This window comes from Streptococcus infantis (assembly GCF_964243025.1).
Lineage (GTDB): Bacteria > Bacillota > Bacilli > Lactobacillales > Streptococcaceae > Streptococcus > Streptococcus infantis_N.
This window is the reverse complement of sequence record NZ_CAXTDJ010000001.1, coordinates 346,971-371,533: the sequence shown is the minus strand read 5'-3', so window position 1 is coordinate 371,533 and position 24,563 is coordinate 346,971. Positions and strand designations below refer to the sequence as shown.

Annotated in this window: 20 protein-coding genes and 1 riboswitch; all 20 genes read left to right on the top strand. The window is 38.6% G+C overall.

Annotation, left to right across the window (positions count from 1 at the left end; genetic code table 11):
- Positions 1-38: 38 nt before the first annotated feature.
- The 20 genes from ACESNQ_RS01780 to pulA all read left to right on the top strand — a co-directional run bounded on the left by ACESNQ_RS01780 (position 39) and on the right by pulA (position 24,179).
- The gene (locus ACESNQ_RS01780) at positions 39-1,115 is read left to right on the top strand and encodes an aspartate-semialdehyde dehydrogenase (RefSeq protein WP_223332945.1); all 1,077 of its coding nucleotides are present in this window, start codon (positions 39-41) and stop codon (positions 1,113-1,115) included.
- Between the two features lie 121 nt (positions 1,116-1,236).
- Positions 1,237-2,172: a 4-hydroxy-tetrahydrodipicolinate synthase gene (dapA, locus tag ACESNQ_RS01775; RefSeq protein ID WP_373074538.1), complete on the top strand. Its 936-nt coding sequence runs from the start codon at positions 1,237-1,239 to the stop codon at positions 2,170-2,172.
- A gap of 103 nt (positions 2,173-2,275) precedes the next feature.
- The gene (gene dprA, locus ACESNQ_RS01770; RefSeq protein ID WP_373074536.1) at positions 2,276-3,139 is read left to right on the top strand and encodes a DNA-processing protein DprA; all 864 of its coding nucleotides are present in this window, start codon (positions 2,276-2,278) and stop codon (positions 3,137-3,139) included.
- Between the two features lie 120 nt (positions 3,140-3,259).
- Entirely contained in the window at positions 3,260-5,347 is a 2,088-nt protein-coding gene (gene topA / locus ACESNQ_RS01765; RefSeq protein WP_373074534.1) for a type I DNA topoisomerase, read from the top strand.
- Positions 5,348-5,455: 108 nt separating this feature from the next.
- Positions 5,456-5,815 carry a YbaN family protein gene (locus tag ACESNQ_RS01760; protein WP_006148621.1) on the top strand — a complete coding sequence of 120 codons (360 nt, stop codon included), beginning with the start codon at positions 5,456-5,458 and terminating at the stop codon, positions 5,813-5,815.
- Positions 5,816-5,907: 92 nt separating this feature from the next.
- Positions 5,908-6,540 (top strand): copper homeostasis protein CutC, encoded by a 633-nt coding sequence (locus ACESNQ_RS01755; RefSeq protein ID WP_373074532.1) that lies wholly within the window; start codon positions 5,908-5,910, stop codon positions 6,538-6,540.
- 43 nt (positions 6,541-6,583) lie between these two features.
- Complete coding sequence (locus tag ACESNQ_RS01750) at positions 6,584-7,240, top strand: MmcQ/YjbR family DNA-binding protein (RefSeq protein WP_373074530.1); 657 nt, start codon at positions 6,584-6,586, stop codon at positions 7,238-7,240.
- Positions 7,241-7,554: 314 nt separating this feature from the next.
- The gene (locus tag ACESNQ_RS01745) at positions 7,555-9,117 is read left to right on the top strand and encodes a 2-isopropylmalate synthase (RefSeq protein ID WP_373074528.1); all 1,563 of its coding nucleotides are present in this window, start codon (positions 7,555-7,557) and stop codon (positions 9,115-9,117) included.
- A gap of 11 nt (positions 9,118-9,128) precedes the next feature.
- A complete protein-coding gene (gene leuB / locus ACESNQ_RS01740; RefSeq protein ID WP_373074526.1) occupies positions 9,129-10,166 on the top strand; it encodes a 3-isopropylmalate dehydrogenase in 1,038 nt (345 codons plus the stop codon).
- Entirely contained in the window at positions 10,163-10,432 is a 270-nt protein-coding gene (locus tag ACESNQ_RS01735) for a DUF1294 domain-containing protein (RefSeq protein ID WP_373074524.1), read from the top strand. Before leuB ends, ACESNQ_RS01735 begins: the two co-directional genes overlap by 4 nt.
- A 3-nt stretch (positions 10,433-10,435) precedes the next feature.
- Positions 10,436-11,818 (top strand): 3-isopropylmalate dehydratase large subunit, encoded by a 1,383-nt coding sequence (gene leuC, locus ACESNQ_RS01730; protein ID WP_373074522.1) that lies wholly within the window; start codon positions 10,436-10,438, stop codon positions 11,816-11,818.
- Positions 11,819-11,827: 9 nt separating this feature from the next.
- Positions 11,828-12,421 (top strand): 3-isopropylmalate dehydratase small subunit, encoded by a 594-nt coding sequence (leuD, locus tag ACESNQ_RS01725; protein WP_373074520.1) that lies wholly within the window; start codon positions 11,828-11,830, stop codon positions 12,419-12,421.
- Positions 12,422-12,448: 27 nt separating this feature from the next.
- Positions 12,449-13,228 (top strand): L-threonylcarbamoyladenylate synthase, encoded by a 780-nt coding sequence (locus ACESNQ_RS01720; RefSeq protein WP_373074518.1) that lies wholly within the window; start codon positions 12,449-12,451, stop codon positions 13,226-13,228.
- Between the two features lie 151 nt (positions 13,229-13,379).
- Positions 13,380-15,284 (top strand): McrB family protein, encoded by a 1,905-nt coding sequence (locus tag ACESNQ_RS01715; RefSeq protein WP_373074516.1) that lies wholly within the window; start codon positions 13,380-13,382, stop codon positions 15,282-15,284.
- Positions 15,271-16,566 carry an McrC family protein gene (locus ACESNQ_RS01710; RefSeq protein WP_373074712.1) on the top strand — a complete coding sequence of 432 codons (1,296 nt, stop codon included), beginning with the start codon at positions 15,271-15,273 and terminating at the stop codon, positions 16,564-16,566. Before ACESNQ_RS01715 ends, ACESNQ_RS01710 begins: the two co-directional genes overlap by 14 nt.
- A 182-nt stretch (positions 16,567-16,748) precedes the next feature.
- A complete protein-coding gene (gene guaC / locus ACESNQ_RS01705; protein WP_314943650.1) occupies positions 16,749-17,732 on the top strand; it encodes a GMP reductase in 984 nt (327 codons plus the stop codon).
- Positions 17,725-17,821, top strand: a riboswitch (purine riboswitch). It overlaps the preceding gene by 8 nt.
- Before the next feature lie 76 nt (positions 17,822-17,897).
- Positions 17,898-18,479 (top strand): xanthine phosphoribosyltransferase, encoded by a 582-nt coding sequence (locus tag ACESNQ_RS01700; protein ID WP_373074514.1) that lies wholly within the window; start codon positions 17,898-17,900, stop codon positions 18,477-18,479.
- Positions 18,479-19,738 (top strand): nucleobase:cation symporter-2 family protein, encoded by a 1,260-nt coding sequence (locus ACESNQ_RS01695; RefSeq protein WP_373074512.1) that lies wholly within the window; start codon positions 18,479-18,481, stop codon positions 19,736-19,738. The genes ACESNQ_RS01700 and ACESNQ_RS01695 overlap by 1 nt, the downstream gene beginning before the upstream one ends.
- A 93-nt stretch (positions 19,739-19,831) precedes the next feature.
- Positions 19,832-21,790, top strand: a complete 1,959-nt coding sequence (gene ligA, locus ACESNQ_RS01690; RefSeq protein ID WP_373074510.1) for an NAD-dependent DNA ligase LigA — start codon at positions 19,832-19,834, stop codon at positions 21,788-21,790.
- Between the two features lie 106 nt (positions 21,791-21,896).
- Positions 21,897-24,179 carry a type I pullulanase gene (gene pulA / locus ACESNQ_RS01685; RefSeq protein ID WP_373074508.1) on the top strand — a complete coding sequence of 761 codons (2,283 nt, stop codon included), beginning with the start codon at positions 21,897-21,899 and terminating at the stop codon, positions 24,177-24,179.
- Positions 24,180-24,563 lie beyond the last annotated feature (384 nt).

The following is a 24,563-nucleotide window of genomic DNA, read 5'->3' as shown; positions in this document are numbered from 1 at the left end:
TTATAGAAATTTTTAGAAAATTCCAAAAGAGGTTTGTTATGGGATATACAGTTGCTGTTGTCGGTGCTACAGGTGCCGTTGGTGCTCAAATGATCAAAATGTTGGAAGAATCAACTCTTCCAATCGATAAGATTCGCTACCTTGCGTCTGCACGTTCTGCAGGAAAGGTCTTGCAATTCAAGGGCCAAGATGTGACTATTGAAGAAACAACAGAAGAAGCTTTTGAAGGAGTTGATATTGCTCTCTTCTCAGCTGGTGGTTCAACTTCTGCAAAATACGCACCTTATGCTGTTAAAGCAGGGGCAGTAGTAGTGGATAACACTTCTTATTTCCGTCAAAATCCAGATGTGCCATTGGTTGTTCCTGAAGTAAACGCCCATGCTCTTGATGCTCATAACGGAATCATTGCATGTCCTAACTGTTCAACTATTCAAATGATGGTAGCTCTTGAACCAGTTCGTCAAAAATGGGGCTTAGACCGTATCATTGTTTCAACTTATCAAGCTGTCTCAGGTGCTGGTATGGGTGCTATTCTTGAGACACAACGTGAATTGCGTGAAGTATTGAATGATGGTGTAAATCCACGTGATTTGCATGCGGAAATCTTGCCATCAGGTGGCGATAAGAAACACTATCCAATTGCTTTTAATGCCCTTCCTCAAATTGATGTCTTCACTGATAATGACTACACTTATGAAGAAATGAAGATGACAAACGAAACTAAGAAAATCATGGAAGACGATAGCATTGCCGTTTCAGCAACTTGCGTGCGTATTCCTGTCTTGTCAGCTCATTCTGAGTCTGTTTACATTGAAACAAAAGAAGTGGCTCCAATCGATGAAGTCAAAGCTGCGATTGCTGCCTTTCCAGGTGCAGTTCTTGAAGACGATGTGGCTCATCAAATCTATCCTCAAGCTATCAATGCGGTTGGTTCTCGCGATACCTTTGTCGGACGTATCCGTAAAGACTTGGATGCTGAAAAAGGGATCCACATGTGGGTGGTGTCTGATAACCTTCTCAAAGGAGCTGCTTGGAACTCAGTTCAAATTGCAGAAACCCTTCATGAACGTGGTTTGGTTCGTCCAACTACAGAATTAAAATTTGAATTGAAATAGGGAGCAAAACAGAAATCAGTAACTCGAAGAGTTTGATTTCTTCCTCTTATTTTATGTACAGAACAGGAGGCAAAGGCAAGTATGCCCCAGCCTCTTTCTTATATAGAGAAAGGTTTTTTCTATGGCTTATCAAGATTTAAAAGAGTGTAAAATTATCACGGCTTTTATTACCCCTTTTCATGAAGATGGATCCATCAACTTTGATGCTATTCCAGCCTTGATTGAGCATTTGTTGGCACATCATACAGACGGAATTCTCTTGGCGGGGACGACTGCTGAGAGTCCGACTCTTACTCACGATGAGGAGTTGCAGTTGTTTGCAGCAGTTCAGAAGGTTGTTAATGGCCGTGTTCCTTTAATAGCTGGTGTTGGTACTAATGATACACGCGACTCTATTGAGTTCGTCAAAGAAGTGGCAGAATTTGGAGGCTTTGCGGCTGGTCTTGCGATTGTTCCTTACTACAATAAACCATCTCAAGAAGGAATGTACCAACACTTTAAGGCTATTGCAGATGCTTCTGATTTACCCATCATTATCTATAACATTCCAGGTCGTGTAGTAGTTGAGTTGACACCAGAAACCATGCTTCGCTTAGCGGAACATCCAAATATTATTGGTGTCAAGGAATGTACCAGTCTTGCAAATATGGCTTATTTGATTGAGCACAAACCAGAAGAATTCTTGATTTACACTGGTGAAGATGGAGATGCTTTCCATGCTATGAACCTTGGTGCTGACGGGGTTATCTCTGTTGCTTCTCATACCAATGGTGATGAAATGTATGAAATGTTCACTGCGATTGAAGAGAGTGATATGAAGAAAGCGGCAGCTATTCAACGTAAGTTTATTCCCAAGGTTAATGCTCTCTTCTCATACCCAAGTCCTGCACCTGTTAAGGCAGTCCTCAACTATATGGGATTTGAAGCTGGTCCAACCCGCCTTCCATTGGTTCCTACGCCTGAAGAGGATGCTAAACGCATTATCAAGGTTGTTATTGACGGAGACTACGAAGCAACTAAAGCGACTGTCACTGGAGTTCTTCGACCTGATTACTAACATAAGAAAGATAAATAGAAACTTCCTAACAAGTAAAATTGTTGGAAGTTTTTTTCTTTTTCTACGAATATATAAATAGAGAGAGGATGACAAGGAGTTAATAATGAAGATTAAGATTGATAATTTTGAGATTTATAAGTTAAAGCAAGCAGGTTTAAGTAATCAGCAGGTTCTGAAAGTACTTCAATACGGAGAAATTTATGATCAGGAATTGAGTTTAGAGACAATCGCTGAAGCTTCGGAGTGTCGTAATCCAGTCGTTTTTATGGAGCGGTATCATAAACTGACTTTTGAAAGCATGGAACGCCTGAAGAAAGATTTTGAAAAGTTCCCATCATTTTCAATTTTGGATGATGTTTATCCTTTTTCTCTTTGTGAGATATATGATGCACCAGTCTTACTATTTTATAAAGGAGATTTAAATCTCTTGAAATTACCCAAGGTTGCTGTTGTTGGTAGTCGCTCTTGTAGTCAAATAGGAACCAAATCAGTTCGTAAAATCATTGAAGAACTGGAAAATGAATTAGTAGTGGTGAGTGGTCTTGCTAGAGGAATCGATACAGCAGCCCACATGTCTGTTCTTCAAACTGGGGGCAAAACGATTGGCATTATTGGGACTGGTTTAGATGTCTATTATCCACGCTCCAATAAACGCCTTCAAGAATATATTGGAGAACATCATTTGCTTCTAAGCGAGTACGGTCCAGGAGAAGAACCTTTGAAATATCACTTTCCTGCCAGAAATCGCATTATTGCAGGATTATGTCGAGGAGTTATCGTAGCAGAAGCTAAAATGAGATCTGGTAGCTTAATCACTTGTGAGCGAGCCATGGAGGAAGGTAGAGATGTCTTTGCGATTCCAGGTTCTATTTTAGATGGACGCTCAGACGGCTGTCATCATTTAATCCAAGAAGGAGCAAAACTAGCAACATGTGGGCAGGATATACTAGCAGAATTTGAATTTTAATGAATGAAATGATTTCATTTCGCAAACTTTTCTTCTATTATATGGGTGTTATGTCTTGACAGGTTTTTAAAAATGGTTTACACTTTATAAAGTTTAATTACTTTGAGAAGGTGTGATACTGTGGTAACGGCAACCAAAAAGAAAAAATCAACAAGTAAAAAAAATCTTGTAATCGTGGAGTCGCCTGCTAAGGCGAAAACGATTGAAAAATATCTAGGACGTAATTATAAGGTTTTAGCCAGCGTAGGACATATACGAGATTTGAAAAAATCAAGTATGTCAGTTGACGTGGAAAATAATTACGAACCGCAATATATCAATATTCGTGGAAAAGGTCCTCTCATCAATGATTTGAAAAAAGAAGCTAAGAAAGCCGATAAAGTCTTTCTTGCAAGTGACCCGGACCGGGAAGGGGAGGCTATTTCATGGCATTTGGCTCATATTTTAGATCTAGATGAGAATGATACCAACCGTGTTGTTTTCAACGAGATTACCAAAGATGCAGTAAAAAATGCCTTTAAAGAACCTCGTAAAATCAATATGGATTTGGTCGATGCCCAACAAGCCCGTCGTGTTTTGGACCGTTTAGTGGGGTATTCAATTTCACCAATTCTTTGGAAAAAGGTTAAAAAAGGCTTATCAGCAGGGCGTGTTCAGTCTGTTGCTCTTAAGCTAATCATTGATCGTGAAAATGAAATCAATGCCTTCCAGCCAGAAGAATATTGGACGATTGATGGAGTCTTTAAAAAAGGTACCAAGCAATTTCAAGCTTCTTTTTATGGAATGAATGGCAAGAAGATGAAGTTGACTACCAATGATGAAGTCAAAAAAGTTTTATCTCATTTGAACAGCAAGGATTTTACAGTTGATCAAGTAGATAAAAAGGAAAGAAAGCGCAATGCTCCTCTTCCATATACAACGTCTTCTATGCAGATGGATGCTGCTAACAAGATTAACTTCCGTACTAGAAAGACGATGATGGTTGCTCAGCAACTCTATGAAGGAATCAATATCGGTACAGGTGTCCAAGGTTTGATCACCTATATGCGTACAGATTCTACTCGTATCAGTCCAGTTGCTCAGAATGAAGCCACTAGCTACATCAATGAACGTTTTGGCAGTAAGTATTCTAAACATGGTAGTAAGGTGAAAAATGCCTCTGGCGCTCAAGACGCCCACGAAGCTATTCGTCCTTCAAGTGTCTTTAATACACCTGAGAAAATTGCTAAGTATTTGGATAAAGACCAGCTAAAACTTTATACCCTTATCTGGAACCGCTTTGTAGCGAGTCAAATGACTGGTGCAATTTTTGATACCATGGCTGTTAAACTTTCGCAAAATGGTGTTCAATTCGCGGCGAATGGTAGTCAGGTTAAGTTTGATGGTTATTTAGCCATTTACAACGATTCTGATAAAAATAAGATGCTGCCTGATATGAAAGTAGGAGATGTTGTCAAACAGGTCAATAGCAAACCTGAACAACATTTCACACAACCACCGGCACGATATTCAGAAGCAACACTGATTAAAACCTTGGAAGAAAACGGAGTTGGACGTCCATCTACCTATGCTCCAACCATTGAAACAATCCAAAAACGTTACTATGTAAGGCTAGCATCTAAACGCTTTGAACCAACTGATTTAGGACAAGTCGTTAACAAGCTGATTGTTGAATACTTCCCAGATATTGTTAACGTGAAATTTACCGCTGAAATGGAAGGTAAACTGGATGATGTTGAGGTTGGAAAAGAAGAGTGGCAACGGGTTATTGATGAATTTTACAAACCATTCTCTAAAGAGGTCGCAAAAGCTGAAGCAGAGATGGAAAAAATTCAAATCAAGGATGAGCCAGCTGGATTTGACTGTGAAGTTTGTGGCAGTCCTATGGTGATTAAGATTGGACGCTTCGGTAAGTTTTACGCATGTAGCAATTTCCCAGATTGTCGACATACTCAAGCCATTGTTAAAGAAGTCGGTGTTACATGTCCAAATTGTCATCAAGGGCAAATCATCGAACGTAAGACCAAACGTAATCGTATTTTCTATGGATGCAATCGTTATCCAGAATGTGAGTTTACCTCTTGGGATAAACCTATTGGACGTGATTGTCCTAAATGTGGTCACTTCCTCATGGAGAAAAAAATCCGTGGTGGCGGCAAACAAATTGTATGTAGCAATGGTGACTACGAGGAAGAAAAGATTAAATAAAAATAATTAGGGCTGAAATGATAATTTCAGCTCTTTTTAATTTAAACTTGACAGAACTCATCATTTTATGGGAAACTAGAAGAAGATTATTCTTACTTAGGAGTAAATATGCGCATTATTTATCTTTGCATTGGATTCATTTCTTTAGCTTTAGCAATCGTTGGAGTTGCTTTGCCACTATTACCGACAACCCCCTTTCTCTTGTTGTCAATAGCTTGTTTTTCAAAATCCTCTAAACGTTTTGAGGATTGGCTCTATCATACCAAGCTCTACCAAACTTATGTTGCGGACTTTAGAGAAACGAAGTCTATTGCGCGTGAACGAAAGAAGAAGATTATTGTTTCGATTTATATCTTGATGGGAATCTCCATCTATTTTGCTCCGCTCTTACCTGTAAAAATTGCTTTAGGTTGCTTAACAGTATTTATAACCTATTATCTCTTTAAGGTAATACCAGATAAAGAATAGCTAAAAAAGTAATGATTTTCCTTGATAAAAAGTAGGGGTTACTTAAAACAATATGATATAATAATATTAAAGAAACTTTCAAGGAGTATCAAATGATTTACGAATTTTGTGCTGAAAATGTGACCTTGCTTGAAAAAGCTATGCAGGCAGGAGCTCGCCGTATTGAACTCTGTGATAATTTAGCGGTTGGTGGAACGACACCAAGCTACGGAGTAACCAAGGCATCTGTTGAACTTGCATCAAACTACGATACGACTATCATGACGATGATTCGTCCACGTGGTGGTGACTTTGTTTATAATAACCTCGAGGTTTCTATTATGCTTGAGGATATTCGTCTAACTGCTCAAGCAGGTAGCCAAGGGGTTGTCTTTGGTGCCTTAACAGCGGATAAGAAATTGGATAAGGCTAACCTTGAAAAGTTGATTGCTGCATCTAAAGGTATGGAGATTGTCTTCCATATGGCTTTCGATGATTTGAGCGATGAAGAACAGTTGCAAGCCATTGATTGGCTCAGCCAGGCTGGCGTAACACGCATCCTCACTCGTGCTGGTGTATCTGGCGACTCGTTAGAGAAACGTTTTGCTCACTACCACAGAATTTTAGAACACGCTGCAGGAAAAATTGAAATTTTACCTGGTGGGGGGATTGACATGGACAACCGTCAAACCTTTATCGATCAATTAGGTGTGACACAATTACATGGAACAAAGGTTGTCTTTTAAAAAATAGAAAGGAACTGCTAGCTTTTGGTAGCAGTTTTCGCTTATGTTTGAAATTTTTAAAGCCTATCAGTTTAATAGTAAAAAGGCTAAAGAGTATGGATTTATAGAAAATCAAGGTGTATGGACCTATAGTTCAACTATCTTGCAGGGTGATTTTCTTATGAAGATTACAGTTGAGGATGGGGACTTAAGTTTTAAAGTTTATGACCAAGAAACTGGCGAACTATATCCTCAAGTCCACATGGAAAGCATGAGAGGAACTTTTGTCGGAACTGTTCGAGAGGCTTGTTTAGAAGTTCTTTATGGCATTCGAAAGGCTTGTTTTGAGGTAGAGGAATTTCTCTGCCCACAGACCAAGAGAATCATGGCGCTTGTTCAAGAAAAGTATGGCAATCAGCTGGAATATCTATGGGAGAAATCGTCTGATACGACGGTTTTGCGCCATGAAGATAATCAGAAGTGGTATGCTATTTTAATGAGAATTTCTTGGGATAGGCTAGATAAGGGGAGAGAAGGGCTAGTGGAAACAGTCAACCTCAAACATGACCAAGTAGGTGATTTGCTTTCACAAAACGGGATTTATCCAGCCTTTCATATGAATAAACGCTATTGGATTAGTCTTCCACTCGATGACACTCTAACTGACGAAATGGTGCTTGAATTATTTGAGAGAAGTTGGTTTTTGACTTCTAAGAAATAAATAAATATATTTGAGTTTTCAAATACTTTCAATTCGCAAAATATTCTTTATTGAAGAAATTTTCAGAAAATATTGGATTTTTTCTTGACAAGTGATTTTTCCTATGCTAGAATACTAAACAAGACATCAAACAAAGGAGAAAGTCAAACATGAAAACAGCTAAGTTTAATCAATTTGCTTTGTTGTTGAGGTACTCGGACTAGTGCAAAAGCATTAGTCCTGTTTGGCTTACCAAGCGGGAGTAAATCAACATCTCGCTTGGAACTCCGAGCGAGATGTTTTTTCTATATCGAAAATGTGAAGGGAGAATTCTCATGCGTGTAGTTGAGTTTTTAGATACCAGTCTCCGAGATGGTGAGCAGACACCAGGTGTCAATTTTTCAATAAAGGAAAAGGTTGCTATAGCAAAACAGTTAGAGAAATGGGGAATTTCAGCAATCGAAGCTGGTTTTCCAGCTGCTAGTCCAGATTCATTTACAGCTGTTCAAGAAATTGCTAAGGCTATGAAAAAAACAGCCGTGACAGGCTTAGCACGTTCTGTTAAATCAGACATTGAAGCTTGTTATGAAGCACTAAAAGATGCAAAGTATCCTCAGATTCACGTCTTTATCGCTACCAGTCCGATTCACCGTAAGTATAAGCTTAATAAGAGTAAGGAAGAGATTTTGGAAGCGATCAGTGAACATGTTTCCTATGCACGGAGTAAGTTTGAAGTAGTAGAATTCTCTCCTGAAGATGCGACTAGAACTGAGCTGGACTTTCTCCTACAAGTCGTTCAAACTGCGGTCGATGCGGGTGCGACTTATATTAATATTCCTGATACAGTAGGTTTTACAAATCCAGAGGAATACGGAAGTATCTTTAAATATCTGATTGACAATGTCCAAACAGACCGTCAGATTATCTATTCACCTCACTGCCATGATGACCTTGGAATGGCGGTAGCAAATAGCCTCGCTGCTGTTAAGAATGGCGCAGGACGAGTTGAAGGAACTATTAACGGTATTGGAGAACGAGCTGGGAATGCTGCTTTAGAAGAAATAGCAGTGGCCCTCAATATTCGCCAAGAATATTACCAAGCAGAGACAAGTATCGTCCTAAACGAAACGATTAATACGTCCGAAATGGTCTCTCGCTTCTCAGGAATTCCAGTTCCCAAAAATAAGGCAGTTGTCGGTGGAAATGCCTTCTCTCACGAATCAGGTATTCACCAAGATGGCGTTCTTAAAAACCCACTTACCTATGAAATCATCACCCCAGAGTTGGTGGGTGTTAAGAGTAATAGTCTTCCGCTTGGAAAATTATCTGGTCGCCATGCTTTTGTTGAGAAACTGAGAGATTTAGCTCTAGACTTTACAGACGAAGATATCAAGCCACTCTTTGACAAATTCAAATCACTTGCAGATAAGAAACAAGAAGTCACAGACGCGGATATTCGTGCTCTAGTAGCTGGAACCATGGTTGAAAACCCAGAAGGCTTTCACTTTGATGATTTACAACTTCAAACTCATGCGGAAAATGAAATTGAAGCGACTGTCAGATTGGCTAATTTGGACGGTGAGAAAGTCGACTTTAATGCGACTGGACAAGGATCTGTTGAAGCTATCTTTAACGCTATCGACAAGTTCTTTAATCAATCTGTTCGCTTGGTATCCTACACTATTGATGCAGTAACAGATGGAATCGATGCCCAGGCTAGAGTCTTAGTTACTGTTGAAAACAAAGATACAGAAACCATCTTTAACGCGGCAGGGCTTGACTTTGATGTACTAAAGGCATCAGCTATTGCCTACATCAATGCTAATACTTTTGTCCAAAAAGAGAATACCGGAGAGATAGGTCCAAATGTTTCCTATCGCGACATGCCTAGTCTTTAAAGGAGAACACCATGACAAAGAAAATTGTTGCCCTAGCAGGTGATGGGATTGGACCAGAAATCATGGAAGCTGGTTTAGAAGTTTTAGCATCTATAGCCAAAAAAACAGACTTTGACTTTGAGATAGTCAGACAACCTTTTGGCGGTGCAGGAATTGATGCCACAGGACATCCTTTACCAGAAGCAACACTCAAGGCTGCTAGGGAAGCGGACGCTATCCTCCTAGCGGCTATCGGCAGTCCCCAGTATGATAATGCTACAGTACGACCCGAACAAGGGCTTTTGGCACTCCGCAAGGAACTTAATCTTTATGCAAATATTCGTCCAGTTAAAATTTTTGATAGTCTTAAGCACTTATCGCCTCTCAAACCTGAACGAATTGCTGGTGTTGACTTTGTTGTAGTACGTGAGTTGACAGGTGGGATTTACTTTGGTGATCATATCCTTGAAGAGAAAAAAGCGCGTGATATCAATGACTATAGCTATAAAGAAGTAGAGCGGATTATTCGTAAGGCTTTTGAAATCGCAAGAAGTCGGAGAAAAATCCTTACCAGTATTGATAAGCAAAATGTTCTGGCAACATCAAAACTTTGGCGCAGAGTGGCTGAGGATGTTGCGCAAGATTATCCAGATGTAATTCTGGAACACCAGTTGGTCGACTCAGCTGCCATGCTCATGATTACCAATCCAGCCAAGTTTGATGTTATCGTGACAGAGAATCTTTTTGGAGATATTCTCTCAGACGAATCAAGTGTTCTATCTGGTACACTTGGGGTTATGCCATCAGCCAGTCACTCTGAGAATGGACCTAGTCTCTATGAACCCATTCATGGTTCGGCGCCTGATATAGCAGGCCTAGGAATCGCCAACCCTATTTCTATGATTTTATCAGTTGCTATGATGTTGCGAGATAGTTTTGGGCGATATGAGGATGCTGACCGTATCGAAGAAGCAGTTGAAGCAACTTTAGCTGCAGGAATTTTAACGAGAGATATAGGAGGACAGGCTTCTACCAAGGAAATGACAGAAGCCATTATCACAAGACTATGAAGATAAATCAAGGAATTACTTTTGCTCTATTGATCTGGAATCTATTGGTATTTATGATTTATGGTATTGATAAATCTAAAGCAAAAAGAGGTGCTTGGCGCATCCCTGAAAAATATTTATTATCATTTGCATTCTTGTATGGTGGTTTTGGTGCTTGGTTGGCAGGTGTTACCTTTCATCACAAGACTAGAAAATGGTATTTTAAAACGGTTTGGTTCCTAGGAATAGTGACTACACTAGTAGCTTTGTATTTGATATGGAGGTAATGGATGGCAGGAAAATCGATTTTTGATAAATTATGGGACCTCCATGTGATTACAGGAGAAGAGGGACAACCGCAACTCATGTATGTGGATCAACACTATATTCACGAGGTGACCAGTCCTCAAGCTTTTCAAGGATTGCGAGATGCAGGACGTAGATTGAGACGACCCGATTTAACATTTGGTACCTTTGACCACAATGTCCCGACGGTTAATATATACGATATTCGAGATGTAATCTCGAAAGCACAGATTGATAAGTTGGCAGAAAATGTTGAGGAATTTGGGATTGAACATGCGGCCCACGGTTCTGAAAAACAAGGCATCGTTCACATGGTTGGTCCAGAAACAGGACGAACACAACCTGGTAAATTCATTGTCTGTGGAGATAGCCATACAGCTACCCACGGAGCTTTTGGAGCGATCGCCTTCGGGATTGGAACCAGTGAGGTTGAACATGTCTTTGCAACCCAAACCATTTGGCAGGTTAAACCCAAGAAAATGTTGGTGGAATTCACAGGAGTTCCTCAAAAAGGGGTTTATGCCAAAGATTTCATTCTAGCCTTGATTGCCAAATACGGTGTTGCTTGTGGTGTTGGCTACGTGGTGGAGTATCGGGGTCAGGCCATTGATGCACTTAGCATGGAAGAGCGAATGACCATCTGCAATATGTCTATAGAGTTTGGCTCTAAGATGGGAATTATGAATCCAGATCAGAGGACTTATGATTATTTGAAGGGGCGAGAGTGTGTTCCCAAGGATTTTGCTGCAGCAGTAGCTGATTGGAAAAGGCTTGTTAGCGACGACGATGTCGTTTATGACAAGGTTATCCGGATGGATGTCTCTGAATTGGCTCCTATGGTGACTTGGGGAACCAATCCTGCTATGGGCGTTGACTTTGATTCTAGTTTTCCAGAAATTAAGGATATGAATGATGAACGTGCTTATCATTACATGGATTTACAACCAGGTCAGAAACCAGCAGATATCCAACTAGGCTATGTCTTTATTGGCTCTTGTACCAACGCTAGACTTAGTGATTTGCAACTGGCTGCGCGATTTGTAGAAGGGAAAAAGATCGCACCAAATTTGACAGCTATCGTGGTACCTGGTTCTCGACCAGTCAAGCGAGCTGCTGAGAAGTTAGGTTTGGACAAGGTATTCCTAGATGCCGGCTTTGAATGGAGAGATCCAGGGTGTTCTATGTGTCTAGGAATGAATCCTGATAAAGTACCAGATGGTGTTCATTGTGCCTCAACTAGCAATCGTAACTTTGAAGATCGACAAGGATTTGGTGCTAAGACTCATCTCTGTAGTCCAGCCATGGCAGCTGCAGCAGCAATCGCAGGGCGCTTCGTAGATGTACGAAAAATGCCAGAAGCTCAGTAAGGAGAGGATATGGAGAAATTTACAGTTTATACAGGTACAACCGTTCCTCTCATGAATGACAATATCGATACCGACCAAATTCTTCCCAAACAGTTTCTGAAGTTGATTGACAAGAAAGGTTTTGGCAAATACCTCATGTATGCTTGGCGTTATCTGGACGATAAGTACACTGAGGATCCAGATTTTGTCTTTAACCGACCTGAATATCGAAAGGCAACGATCCTCATCACGGGAGATAACTTTGGAGCTGGTTCTTCGAGGGAGCACGCAGCTTGGGCGCTAGCAGACTATGGTTTTAAGGTCGTAATTGCAGGATCTTTCGGTGACATTCATTACAATAATGAACTCAATAATGGCATGTTGCCAATTGTTCAACCAAGGGAAGTTAGAGAAAAGCTCGCCCAACTCAAACCGAGCGACCAAGTAACTGTTGACTTGGAACAACAAATAATCATCTCACCAGTAGGGGAATTCCCTTTCGAAATTGATAGCGAATGGAAACACAAGCTCTTAAATGGTTTGGATGATATCGGTATTACCATGCAGTACGAAGACTTGATTGCTGCTTATGAAAAACAACGACCAGCCTACTGGCAGGATTAGAATAGATATAGAAAAGGAAATAGAACTATGACAAAACACATTCAATGGGACGGAACACTTTCACAAGAAGGCTACGACATTTTAAAAGGTGAGGGCGGATGTATCGTTTGTCCTACTAAAGTCGGTTACATTATCATGACTAGTGACAAGGCTGGACTTGAGCGTAAGTTTGAAGCCAAAGAACGTAACCGTAACAAACCAGGTGTAGTCCTCTGTGGTAGTATAGATGAGCTTCGCACTTTAGCACAGCTAAATCCTGAAATCGAAGCCTTCTATCAAAAACATTGGGACGAAGATATTCTCCTTGGTTGTATTCTTCCTTGGAAACCAGAAGCTTTTGAAAAATTAAAAACATACGGTGATGGACGTGAAGAACTCATGACTGACGTTCGTGGAACGAGTTGTTTTGTTATCAAGTTTGGTAAAGCTGGTGAACAGTTGGCTGCTAAACTTTGGGAAGAAGGGAAAATGGTCTACGCTTCATCTGCAAACCCTTCTGGAAAAGGAAATCGAGGTAAAGTGGAAGGAATTGGTCAACGTATCGAAGGAGCAGTGGACCTTGTCATCGAGGCAGACGACTATGTTGCTTCAATCCAGCCAGACAAAACAGTTGAAACTCGCTACGAGCAAGGTGTGATGGTGTCTATGGTTGATAAAGACGGCAAGCTCATTCCAGAACAAGGAGGAGAACGTTCAATCTCACCAGCACCAGTTGTGATCCGTAAAGGACTTGACATCGATAAAATCATGATGCATCTGTCAGATACCTTTAACTCATGGGATTATCGTCAAGGTGAGTATTATTAGGATAAAAAGAAGTCTAGTGTTAAGAGACATTGAAGCTCCTAACGCTGGGCTTTTTCTTTAGAAATTCTTTTCATTTTTTATAGGATATGATATTCTATATATAAAAATAGAGATAAAATCCTCAAATAATATAACGGAAAGGGATGTTAAGATGGATAGTAAGAGTGTGAATTTAGATGATTTTTGCAAATGGTTAATCAACGAAAGAGAAAGCTTAGAAAATAATTTTAAAGAAGATTGTGTCAGTAATCAAACACTTCTCAAGAGATTTTTAGAAAAATGGTCTTTGGATAGATTGAAAAATCTAGAGTTACATGATTATATTCAATTGTGTAAAGATATTGATAGAGGAGGGGATTATAGTGATTTGTACATGAGTATTGCTGGTGGTACTCCAGCAACAAAATTTTTGATTTCAAAAAATTCAAATGAAAATGTATACAAAATAAAAAAAGGAAGCAATGAAGACACAATTGAAGAAGAGGATGCAACTATTTATTTTAATGAATTGAGGAAAGATTTAGTTGATATCATTCAAAAAGGAATTAATCTTGAATTTGATGAAATTAAAAGTACAAATCGATTTTATAATTGTTCAGCTATGATTATTAAACTATTGAGTATATATTCAAATTCGAGTGAAGGAGAGTATAGAAAACCTAGTTACTTTAGTTTTAATAATAATAAAAACGAATATCAGAATATTTTTAAACGATTTTTACCGAATAGTACATATGGAGTATATCGTCAAAATCATGAAATTACTAAGTATGTTGATAAACAAGTTCCTAATTTGGATCAAGTTATTTTATCCTATTCTATTCAAAGATATGTCAAGGCAATAAAAAAAGGAGAAGAAATTTTTATTAATAAACAAGAAAGAGAAAAAAATAAAATGTTATATAGTGATATTCTAAAAAGATCCAAAAACCTCATCCTCCGTGGTGCTCCTGGTACAGGAAAAACTTATCTTGCTAAAGAAATTGCCAAAGAATTAACAGATGGCAACGAAGAACAAATCGGATTTGTACAGTTTCATCCATCCTATGATTATACGGATTTTGTGGAGGGGTTAAGACCAGATTCGAATGAGGATGGAAGTATATTTTTTAAATTAAAAGAAGGTATTTTTAAGAAGTTTTGTCAGAAAGCAAAAGAAGCCCAATTGATTGGAGGACAAGATAATTTTGATGAGGCTTGGGATTCTTACTTAGAATATATAAATGTTTCTGAAGAAAAAGAATATATAACAAAAACATCTTACTTATCTGTTAATAGTAGACAAAATTTGTCAGTAAATTATGATAGTGGTGTTCCAGGATGGTCACTACCTCGCAAATATGTTTACGAGTTGTATAAAGATAAAAATTATAATAAGCAAGAATACTACAAAAGTGGTGGAAAAACTGTCCTAGAAACATTGAGAAAGAGATTTGGTTTGAAAGACTATGTTTCCCCAACAGAGGTTGACACTGACAAGAAATTCATCTTTATCATCGATGAGATCAATCGTGGAGAAATATCTAAGATTTTTGGGGAACTCTTTTTCTCTGTTGATCCTGGCTATCGTGGTGAAAAGGGGAGAGTTTCTACTCAATATGCCAATCTACACGAAAATGATGAAAAGTTTTATATCCCAGAAAATGTTTACATCATTGGAACTATGAATGATATTGACCGTTCGGTGGACACCTTTGATTTTGCAATGCGCCGTCGTTTCCGTTTTGTTGAAGTTACTGCTGAAAGCCAACTAGGCATGCTAGATGATGCTCTTGGTGATAAGGCTGAAGAAGCTAAAGCGCGTCTAAGAAACTTGAATGCTAAAATTGAAAAAGTTAAGGAACTAAATAGTCATTATCATATCGGACCAAGTTATTTCCTTAAACTGGAAGAAGTAGACTTTGACTATGAGTTACTCTGGTCTGATTATCTCAAACCACTTTTGGAAGATTACTTGCGTGGTTCTTATGAAGAAGACGAAATACTGAATACTTTGAAAAAAGCATATGATTTGACAAATCAGCAAGATATTGGTGATGACGATGCAGTTAACTGACAATCAACAGGCCTTAAACAAAGAAGAGTTTATCACAGAATACCCTAAAATTAGTCAAGTCCTTTTAGATAGAACTCTAGATAATCTTTCTCAAGAAGAAAGTATCTTTATATTTCCAAACGACCTGAAAAATTCTCCTGATTTGGATAAGGAACAAAAGATTTTGGAAACAGTCAATCAGAAAATTAATACAGGGAATGTGATTGGATTTCTGGGATGTGGTCAGGAGAGATTAACCATTTCTTCTCGTTTTTCGAGTAAAAGTGATGACTATTTTTTGCATTATCTATTGCAGAAAGTTCTAAATATCAATCTCACTAGTTTGGATGTTGGTTTATCGCGCGAGGAAAGACTCTATCAGCTTTTAATCTACCTCTTTCCAAAGTATTTGGAAGCTGCTATGCGAAAGGGACTTTATAAGGAATACCAGAGGTTTTCCCATAATGATAGTCATATCAAGGGAGTGATTGATGTAGTAGATCATCTCAAGAAAAATCTTCCTTTCACAGGTAATATTGCTTATACTACAAGAGAATTTACTTATGACAATCCGATGATGCAGCTGATTCGTCATACTATTGAGTACATTAAAAATCAAAAATCTCTAGGAAGAGGCATCATATATACTAATCGTGAAAATATTACAGAAATAATTCGTGTAACACCTTCGTATAAACAAGCTGATCGTGCTAAGGTTATTCGACGAAATCAAGATAAACCCCTTCGTCATGCCTACTTTCGAGAATACAGAAAGTTGCAAGAGCTGTGTCTGATGATATTGAACAGAGAAAAGCACGGTTTTGGATATCAAGAGCAAAAAATTCATGGCATTCTCTTTGATGTTGCTTGGCTTTGGGAAGAATATGTTCATACCTTGTTGCCAAAAGATTTCATACATCCACGCAATAAAGAAAAGAAAGGTGGTATCTCTGTATTTTCTGGTGGGAAACGAAAGGTATTTCCAGATTTTTATCATAAAGAGTTAAAAATTGTTTTAGATGCTAAATATAAAAAACTAGAATTGACTGAAAAGGGAATCAATCGCGATGATCTATTTCAATTGATTTCTTATGCTTATATCTTACAAGCAGAGAAAGCTGGCTTGATTTTCCCCAGCATAGATCAGACAGTAAGTAGTGAAATAGGAAAAGTTGAAGGTTATGGGGTCTTGCTTAAAAAGTGGTCTATCCAAGTCCCTCAGAAGGCGTCATCCTACAGCGAATTCTATGAAATGCTAGGGAAGTCAGAAAAAATTTTTCAAAATAATATAAAACAAAATTAGAGAGTCAATAAACTCTCTATTTTTTGTGAAACAACAAGTAAAATCCGAACATAATAATTTTAATGTTTCAAAATGTTTGACAAAAACTTTACCTTAGTTTATAATTTTTAAAGGAAACGTCGGAAAAGACGTAGCGATGCGAAAGCATAGGTAGGTCATTATAAAAGAAACGAGACATCGAAATGTTAAACGAATTTCCGATTTTTGACTATGAAGATATTCAGCTAATTCCTAATAAGTGTGTTCTTCAAAGTCGAGCAGAAGCTGACACACAAGTGACGCTAGGGGAGTACACCTTTAAATTACCAGTTGTTCCTTCTAATATGCAAACTATCTTGGATGAAGATGTTGCAGAACAACTTGCAAAAGGTGGTTATTTCTATATCATGCATCGCTTCGATGAAGCTGGGCGCATTCCTTTTGTGAAACGCATGCATGAAAAAGGGTTGATTGCTTCTATCTCTGTTGGTGTTAAAGATTACGAATATGATTTTGTTAGTCAATTAAAGGAAGATGCTCCAGAGTATATCACTATTGATATCGCTCATGGACATGCCGACAGTGTCATTTCAATGATTCAGCACATTAAGAAAGAATTGCCAGATACCTTTGTCATCGCCGGTAACGTTGGTACTCCAGAAGCTGTACGCGAATTAGAGAATGCTGGAGCAGACGCTACTAAGGTCGGAATCGGTCCAGGTAAAGTATGTATCACTAAGGTTAAAACTGGTTTTGGTACTGGTGGTTGGCAGCTGGCGGCACTTCGCTGGTGTGCGAAAGCTGCGCGTAAACCGATAATTGCCGATGGTGGAATCCGTACACACGGAGATATTGCCAAGTCAATCCGCTTTGGTGCAAGTATGGTTATGATTGGTTCTTTATTTGCAGGTCATATCGAAAGCCCTGGTAAAACTGTCGAAGTCGATGGTAAACAATTTAAAGAATACTATGGTTCCGCTTCAGAATACCAAAAAGGTGCCTATAAGAATGTCGAAGGTAAGAAAATTCTTCTTCCTGCCAAAGGACATTTACAAGATACCCTAACTGAGATGGAACAAGATTTGCAAAGTTCGATTTCTTATGCTGGAGGTCGAAAGGTAGCTGATCTTAGACATGTAGATTATGTGATTGTGAAGAACTCTATCTGGAATGGAGATGCTCACTAAAAATATGATTACTTATTTATGTCGCGAATTGGCGTGGCGTTTCTACAAGGTACCGTAAATACCTAACAATGAGTAAGTCGAAGAGAGATTAAAGAAGCAGGAATACCTGTTTCAATCTTTCTAAGGGGCTTACTATGTAAGTCCCTTTTTATTTCGGAGGTTATTGTGAAATTACTAGAGGAACGTATTTTAAAAGATGGGAATATTCTAGGTGAGAATATTCTTAAGGTGGATTCTTTCTTAACTCACCAAGTTGATTATAAGTTAATGCGCGAGATTGGCCGCACCTTTGCAGGATATTTTAAAAATGCAGGTATTACCAAAGTCGTAACCATTGAAGCATCTGGAATTGCTCCAGCTCTATATGTTGCAGAACAATTAGATGTACCTATGATTTTTGCTAAGAAGGCAAAAAATATTACCATGAATGAAGGAATTTTAACTGCTGAGGTTTATTCTTTCACTAAGCAAGTTACTAGTACCGTATCCATTGCAGGGAAGTTCTTATCTCCAGGAGATAAAGTATTAATTATTGATGATTTCTTGGCTAATGGTCAAGCAGCTAAAGGTTTGATTCAGATTATCGAACAAGCTGGTGCTACAGTCGAGGCCGTCGGGATTGTAATTGAAAAATCATTCCAAGATGGTCGTGAACTGATAGAAAAATCAGGTCATCAGGTAGTATCACTTGCTCGTTTAGAGCGTTTTGAAAATGGAAGAGTTATCTTCAAGGAGGCAGAAATCTAATGAATCAAAAAGAAAACCACTCAAAAGCGGCTGTATTGGGCTTGCAACACTTACTTGCTATGTACTCAGGTTCAATCCTGGTACCAATCATGATTGCAGGTGCCCTAGGTTACTCACCTCAACAACTGACATACCTTATCTCTACAGATATCTTTATGTGTGGTGTTGCAACTCTATTGCAGTTACAATTAAATAAATATTTCGGTGTCGGTTTACCGGTTGTTCTGGGTGTGGCCTTTCAGTCTGTTGCTCCACTTATTATGATTGGACAAAGTCACGGTAGTGGTGCTATGTTTGGGGCCTTGATTGCTTCTGGTATTTATGTCGTTCTTGTAGCAGGCGTATTTTCTAAGATTGCTAATCTGTTCCCTTCAATCGTAACAGGTTCTGTCATTACAACAATCGGTTTAACCTTGATTCCTGTAGCTATCGGAAATATGGGAAATAACGTCGAAAAACCAACGGGACAAAGTCTAGCGTTAGCAACAATCACTATTCTTATCATTCTCTTGGTTAATATCTTTACAAAAGGATTCATTAAATCTATTTCAATTTTGATTGGTCTAATTGCGGGTACTATCATCGCTGCGACTATGGGCTTGGTTGATTTTTCTCCAGTAGCAGAAGCTCCACTTGTTCATATCCCAACTCCATTTTACTTTGGTGCTCCACAATTTGAGATTTCTTCTATTGTAATGATGTGTATTATCGCTACTGTATCAATGGTAGAATCAACTGGTGTATATCTTGCCCTTTCTGATATTACTAAAGATCCAATCGATAGCACTCGTCTCCGTAATGGTTATCGTGCTGAAGGTCTTGCTGTTTTACTTGGTGGACTTTTCAATACCTTCCCTTATACAGGATTTTCACAAAACGTAGGTTTGGTTAAATTATCAGGAATTCGTACACGTTTACCGATTTACTACGCTGGTGGTTTCCTCATCTTACTTGGTCTCTTGCCTAAGTTTGGTGCCTTGGCACAGATTATCCCTAGCCCTGTTCTAGGTGGAGCCATGCTCGTCATGTTCGGTTTCGTTTCACTTCAAGGGATGCAGATATTATCTCGTGTGGATTTCGAACATAATGAACATAACTTCCTCATTGCAGCAATTTCTATTGCTGCTGGGGTTGGATTAAACGGAAGCAACCTCTTCAATACTCTACCAACAGAATTACAAATGTTCTTCTCAAATGGTATTGTCATTGCGAGTGCTGTAGCCATTATTTTGAACGCTATTTTGAATCGTAAAAAATAAAAATAAATGAGAAGTGATAGAAATATCCTTCTCATTCTCTTTTTTAGAGCTTCTGTATTGTTTCTATAGTCCTTTTTATGGTAAAATGGTTCTATGAATGAAAGAATGAAAGAGCTCGTTGAGTTGCTCAATCGCTATGCGACAGAGTATTATACAAGTGATAACCCATCTGTATCTGATAGTGAGTATGATCGTCTTTATCGTGAGTTGGTAGAGTTAGAAAAAGCTCATCCAGAGCAAGTCTTGCCAGATAGTCCAACCCATCGCGTCGGCGGTAAGATTCTAGATGGATTTAAAAAATATAGTCATCAGTATCCTCTCTATAGTTTGCAGGATGCTTTTTCTCGTGAAGAGCTCGATGCCTTTGATGCGCGTGTTCGTAAAGAATTGGATGACGTTACTTATATCTGTGAGTTAAAAATTGATGGTTTATCGATTTCCTTGACTTATGAGCAAGGAATTTTTGTTGCTGGAGCTACTCGTGGTGATGGTTCAGTCGGTGAGAATATCACAGAAAATCTCAAACGTGTCAAGGACATTCCTTTATCCTTACCAGAGAAATTAGATATCACTGTTCGTGGTGAATGTTATATGCCAAGAGCTTCTTTCAATCAAGTCAATCTTGCTCGTCAAGAAAACGGTGAGCCAGAGTTTGCTAATCCACGAAATGCTGCTGCAGGAACCCTTCGCCAGTTAGACACAGGAGTAGTTGCTAAGCGTAATCTTGCAACTTTCCTCTATCAGGAAGCGAGTCCTTCAACTAGAGACAGCCAAGAGAAGGTTTTAAATCATCTGGAACAGTTAGGCTTTGTGGTTAACCCTAGACGACTATTAGCCCATAGCATGGACGAAGTTTGGGAATTTATCCAAGAAGTAGGTCAAGAAAGAGACCAATTGCCATATGATATCGACGGTGTCGTGATTAAGGTCAACGACCTAGTTAGTCAAGAGCAGTTAGGTTTTACAGTAAAAGCGCCTAAGTGGGCAGTCGCTTATAAGTTCCCTGCAGAAGAAAAAGAAGCGAAACTTCTTTCTGTTGATTGGACAGTAGGACGAACTGGAGTTGTAACTCCGACTGCTAATCTGACACCAGTACAACTTGCAGGAACAACAGTTAGTCGTGCAACGCTTCATAATGTCGACTATATTGCTGAAAAGGATATCCGCAAGGATGATACAGTCATTGTCTACAAGGCAGGCGATATCATACCAGCTGTTTTACGAGTGGTAGAGTCTAAGCGTGTGTCAGAGGAAAAACTAGATATTCCAACAAACTGTCCAAGTTGTGAGAGCAAGCTGTTACACTTTGAAGATGAGGTTGCTCTTCGTTGTATAAACCCACGTTGTCCAGCTCAAATCAAGGAAGGTCTAATTCACTTCGCATCCCGTGATGCCATGAATATCTCTGGCCTTGGTCCATCAATCGTAGAAAAATTATTTGCCACCAATTTAGTTAAAGATGTTGCAGATATATATCGTTTGACAGTTGAAGATTTTCTCTTGTTAGACGGCATCAAGGAGAAATCAGCTCAAAAACTTTATCAGGCTATTCAAGCTTCTAGAGAAAATTCTGCTGAAAAACTTTTGTTTGGTTTAGGGATTCGTCATGTTGGAAGCAAGGCAAGTCAGTTGCTTTTACAACATTTCCATTCAATCGAGTCACTTGCTCAAGCAAATCCTGAAGAAGTAGCAGGCATCGAAAGTCTGGGAAGTGTCATTGCTCAAAGTCTCCAATCTTATTTTGAGACCGAGGGTGCAAAAATTCTTTTAAGAGAATTGAAAGAATTAGGTGTTAATCTAGATTATAAAGGACAGGTCGTTGCAGCAGATGCTGCCTTATCAGGTCTAACTGTTGTATTGACAGGGAAACTCGAACGTCTTACTCGCTCGGAAGCCAAAAGTAAGCTCGAAAATCTTGGCGCCAAGGTAACGGGTAGCGTATCGAAGAAGACTGACCTTGTAGTAGCAGGAGCAGATGCAGGAAGCAAACTCCAAAAAGCACAAGAACTGGGAATTGAAATTCGAGATGAAGCTTGGCTTGAGAGTTTGTAAGGAATATACAGTCTAGAATAATCATCTATCATTTCTTGCTTCTATCCAAATAAGTTAATCAAGAAATGTTACTATATAAATTTATAATTAGAAATTAGGGAAAAACATGTACAACTATCCTGTACTTATTCATTATCATCGTAAGGATGAAGCATATCAGAGTTGCAACTTTAGTAAATGGCCAGCTGATTCAGTAGAATTTGTTAAAGAGCAAGAATACTTTGGAGATAAGTTTTCATTTACCCAATCAAGTGAAACACCTCTTGAACAAATGGTGTTTACAGTTGATAAAGATGGAGTAAGCAAAGAATATCCTATCCGATTCAATCATTATCCACTCTTAACAGAAATTTGGATTTTAGATGGAGATGCCACCGTTTATTATTCTGAAAACCCAGCCATTGCAAGTCCACACTATAAAGATCAAAATCCATTTGCTTTTGATAAAGCGATTAACAGTGCTAGTTTTGATCACCACTGGGGTTACCAAGGAGAGTTGGGATGCCAGGTTTCTGAAGAAGAAACAAGCTTTAAACTTTGGTCGCCAACAGCAACAACTGTACAAGTTGTAGTTTATGAATCAGCAAGTAATGATGCGGCTATCCTAAATACTTATGAAATGCAACGTGGTAACAGTTATTCATATAGTCACAAGGATAATACAATTGGCGTTTGGAATTTGACAGTTCCTGAAAGTCTTGCTGGTCGTGCCTATCAATATCAGATTAATTTTCCGCATCATCAATCATTGACACGTGATCCATATACTATTGCTACCAGTCCAGATGGTAAACGTTCAGCGATTCTTTCAGAGAAAGAACGTCAAGTTGAAGGTTTTGAGGTTAAGAATGGAACGGAAGCAACTTGGCGATTGGAAAATTCTTGTCAAGCGGTTGTTTACGAAATGCATATTCGTGACTTGACCAAGTCTGAAACTTCTGGTGTTGCTCCAGAATTAAGAGGAACATTCTTGGGTGCTGCCCAGACTGGAACAGTCAATCACTTCGGTCAGTCTACTGCATTTGACTACATCAAGGAACTTGGTGTTAACTATGTTCAACTGCAACCAATTGCTGATCGTCACAAAGAGTATGATGCAGATGGAAATGTGACCTACAACTGGGGTTACGATCCACAAAACTACAATGCACCAGAAACCAGCATGTCTACGAATCCAAATGATCCAGGTCAAGTTATCCGCGATTTGAAGACGATGATTCAAGCTTATCATGATGCTGGAATCGGCGTTATCATGGATGTGGTATACAACCATACGTTTTCAACTGTTGATGCCCCATTCCAAACAACCGTTCCAGACTATTATTACCGAATGAACCGCGATGGAAGTTATCAAAATGGTACTGGTGTAGGAAATGAGACTGCTAGTGAGCACGAAATGTTCCGTAAGTACATGATTGATTCCCTTCTTTATTGGGTAAATGAATTTAATATTGATGGTTTCCGTTTTGATTTGATGGGAATTCATGATGTTAAAACGATGCAGATGATTCGTTGGGCTATGGATGAAGTCGATCCTAAAATCATCCTTTATGGAGAAGGTTGGGATATGGGAACTGGTCTTGCTCCTTATGATAAGGCTAAGAAAGACAATGCCTATCAGTTACCTAATATTGGCTTCTTCAATGATGATCAACGTAATGCGATTAAGGGTGCTGAAGTTTATGGTGATATCAAATCAGGCTTCGTAAGTGGTGCTGCCACTGAGCCAATTGTTGCCAAAGCTATCCTTGGTAGTCGTGAACTAGGCTCTTATCTAAGCCCTAACCAGGTTGTCAACTATGTAGAAGCCCATGATAACTATAACTTGCATGATTTATTAGCGACACTTCATCCAACAGAAGACCAAGCAAGTATCATGAAAAAGGTAGAAACAGCAACTGCAATGAATCTACTCATGCAAGGTATCTCCTTTATGGAACTTGGTCAAGAGTTTGGACGTACCAAACTGGTTCCTACAGGTGAAAACGGTGAGTTGACTCATGATGATCGCGAACGTGCTATGAACAGTTACAATGCTCCAGATGCTGTTAACCAGGTAGACTGGGACTTAATCAATGAGCGTCAGGATAGTATTGAATTTATTCGTCAGATTATAGGTCTTAAAACAAAGAGTAGTGCCTTTTCATACCCTACATACGAGGAAGTATACCGTCACGTCTTTGTTCACACTGCTATTGAAAATAGTGGCTGGATTGTCTATGAAATTCAGGAAGATGACGAGCATTACTTAGTGGTCTTTAATGCTAAAGGAGAATCCCACTATTATGAAAATGCGGGAAACCTTGAAATGCGAATCACTAATAGCCGTTCAAACCAAGAAAACACTCTTGATAATGTGAGTGTAGCAGTTATGAATGTTTTAGTTTAAAAAAATAAAACTCAAGATTAATCTTGAGTTTTTTTCTATATAAATTTGTCCTAATAAAAAATATGGGAATATTACCAAAAATAGTTGAAAATTTCAGAAAATTTGATAAAATTGTACTTAAGATACTTTATCCGAACAAAAAGTTTGATTCATGAAAATAACGTTAAGTTTTTTAAGTATCTGTTTTGCAAAATTAGCATTGAAAAAAATATTGTAAGTGATTTAATGATTCAAAAACTTTTATCAAGGTAGAATATCAATAAATACTGAAAATTTAAGAAATGTCAAGATAATTACTTGAAGATTTTCTAAAAAATATTTATGATAATTCGGAAATTGGTTGAAAGTTTTCTTAAAAGATAGTATAATAGAAATATAGAAAAC

What these genes read in the sequence shown, in the direction of transcription:
- ACESNQ_RS01780 (WP_223332945.1), top strand. Translation starts at nt 39, where the DNA reads ATGGGATATACAGTTGCTGTTGTCGGTGCTACAGGTGCCGTTGGTGCT.
- dapA (WP_373074538.1), top strand. Translation starts at nt 1,237, where the DNA reads ATGGCTTATCAAGATTTAAAAGAGTGTAAAATTATCACGGCTTTTATT.
- dprA (WP_373074536.1), top strand. Translation starts at nt 2,276, where the DNA reads ATGAAGATTAAGATTGATAATTTTGAGATTTATAAGTTAAAGCAAGCA.
- ACESNQ_RS01760 (WP_006148621.1), top strand. Translation starts at nt 5,456, where the DNA reads ATGCGCATTATTTATCTTTGCATTGGATTCATTTCTTTAGCTTTAGCA.
- ACESNQ_RS01755 (WP_373074532.1), top strand. Translation starts at nt 5,908, where the DNA reads ATGATTTACGAATTTTGTGCTGAAAATGTGACCTTGCTTGAAAAAGCT.
- ACESNQ_RS01750 (WP_373074530.1), top strand. Translation starts at nt 6,584, where the DNA reads ATGTTTGAAATTTTTAAAGCCTATCAGTTTAATAGTAAAAAGGCTAAA.
- ACESNQ_RS01745 (WP_373074528.1), top strand. Translation starts at nt 7,555, where the DNA reads ATGCGTGTAGTTGAGTTTTTAGATACCAGTCTCCGAGATGGTGAGCAG.
- leuB (WP_373074526.1), top strand. Translation starts at nt 9,129, where the DNA reads ATGACAAAGAAAATTGTTGCCCTAGCAGGTGATGGGATTGGACCAGAA.
- ACESNQ_RS01735 (WP_373074524.1), top strand. Translation starts at nt 10,163, where the DNA reads ATGAAGATAAATCAAGGAATTACTTTTGCTCTATTGATCTGGAATCTA.
- leuC (WP_373074522.1), top strand. Translation starts at nt 10,436, where the DNA reads ATGGCAGGAAAATCGATTTTTGATAAATTATGGGACCTCCATGTGATT.
- leuD (WP_373074520.1), top strand. Translation starts at nt 11,828, where the DNA reads ATGGAGAAATTTACAGTTTATACAGGTACAACCGTTCCTCTCATGAAT.
- ACESNQ_RS01720 (WP_373074518.1), top strand. Translation starts at nt 12,449, where the DNA reads ATGACAAAACACATTCAATGGGACGGAACACTTTCACAAGAAGGCTAC.
- ACESNQ_RS01715 (WP_373074516.1), top strand. Translation starts at nt 13,380, where the DNA reads ATGGATAGTAAGAGTGTGAATTTAGATGATTTTTGCAAATGGTTAATC.
- ACESNQ_RS01710 (WP_373074712.1), top strand. Translation starts at nt 15,271, where the DNA reads ATGCAGTTAACTGACAATCAACAGGCCTTAAACAAAGAAGAGTTTATC.
- guaC (WP_314943650.1), top strand. Translation starts at nt 16,749, where the DNA reads ATGTTAAACGAATTTCCGATTTTTGACTATGAAGATATTCAGCTAATT.
- ACESNQ_RS01695 (WP_373074512.1), top strand. Translation starts at nt 18,479, where the DNA reads ATGAATCAAAAAGAAAACCACTCAAAAGCGGCTGTATTGGGCTTGCAA.
- ligA (WP_373074510.1), top strand. Translation starts at nt 19,832, where the DNA reads ATGAATGAAAGAATGAAAGAGCTCGTTGAGTTGCTCAATCGCTATGCG.
- pulA (WP_373074508.1), top strand. Translation starts at nt 21,897, where the DNA reads ATGTACAACTATCCTGTACTTATTCATTATCATCGTAAGGATGAAGCA.